The sequence below is a fragment of the Collimonas sp. GW821-FHT07E08 genome, from assembly GCF_059418905.1.
This window is the reverse complement of record NZ_JBWKQR010000053.1, coordinates 1-942: the sequence shown is the minus strand read 5'-3', so window position 1 is coordinate 942 and position 942 is coordinate 1. Positions and strand designations below refer to the sequence as shown.

Below are 942 nucleotides of genomic sequence, written 5' to 3'. Positions count from 1 at the left end.
TGACGAGTACGGCTGGGGGACTACGCTTCCTGGAATTCCTGACAAATTCGAATTCTACCTTTTCTCAAGATCAAATTTATGAGCTAATTACCGCCGAGGGGGCTAATGGGGCGGCCGCTTTCCGTAGTCTTATTGAAAACTACACTGACCTGCTATTGCATATTGATTTACGCCTTGATTCAACTCAGATTGATAGCCTTGTTACCACCGCCAATGGCATTGCTGCGTTGGACTCTATCATAGCAAACGGACCAGGCGCCCCCCTTTATGAAGCGATGTTTCCCGATGGTTTCGTTTTCAACAATGAACAATTTCTTATGGCTGCTGGGAATGTGAATGTAAATAACGCTTTACCTCTATTCGGTCATATAGCGGAATACGTTCCGGGTGCCATGGCTGCTGTCACCATGAGTCAGATTCTGCTGGATACCTTAATTGACAGTGATGATGGGATTACCCTATTGGGGATTCTTGTTACTCGGTTCCCTGCAATACTGAGCACTAATATTGGCAATCTTACCATCGTGAATGCCCAGATTAATCAACTTTTTAATCAACTGTTAGACTCATCCAATGGCATTGCTACGTTGAGTCGTATCATAGCGAACAATCAACTTAGACCAATGTTGGCTAATAATTTTGTCATCAGTCAAGACCAGTTCAATGCCGCTCTCATTGGCCTTAATCAGAGCAGTGCTATTGGGCTGTATTACATTGCCCAATTCCTTCCGACCGCTCTGAATGGTCTTACCCTGAATCTGACTCAAATTAATCCACTATTTGAGCACATTTATGCTTCTTGGCTATTAGGTCCGATGGTAGTGGCTCATGTAGCGTTTCCAGTCGGATTTACTCTCACACAGCCTCAGTTCGACAGTCTTCTTCCCAATATTTTTGGAATTTCGACCCTGAACCAGATTGTCCAAAATGTTCCTGCAATGC

Annotated in this window: 1 protein-coding gene; it reads left to right on the top strand. The window is 44.2% G+C overall.

What is annotated here, in order from left to right:
* The coding region (locus AC07RZ_RS24115; RefSeq protein ID WP_494669870.1) for a hypothetical protein at positions 1-942 on the top strand (942 nt) is incomplete at both ends.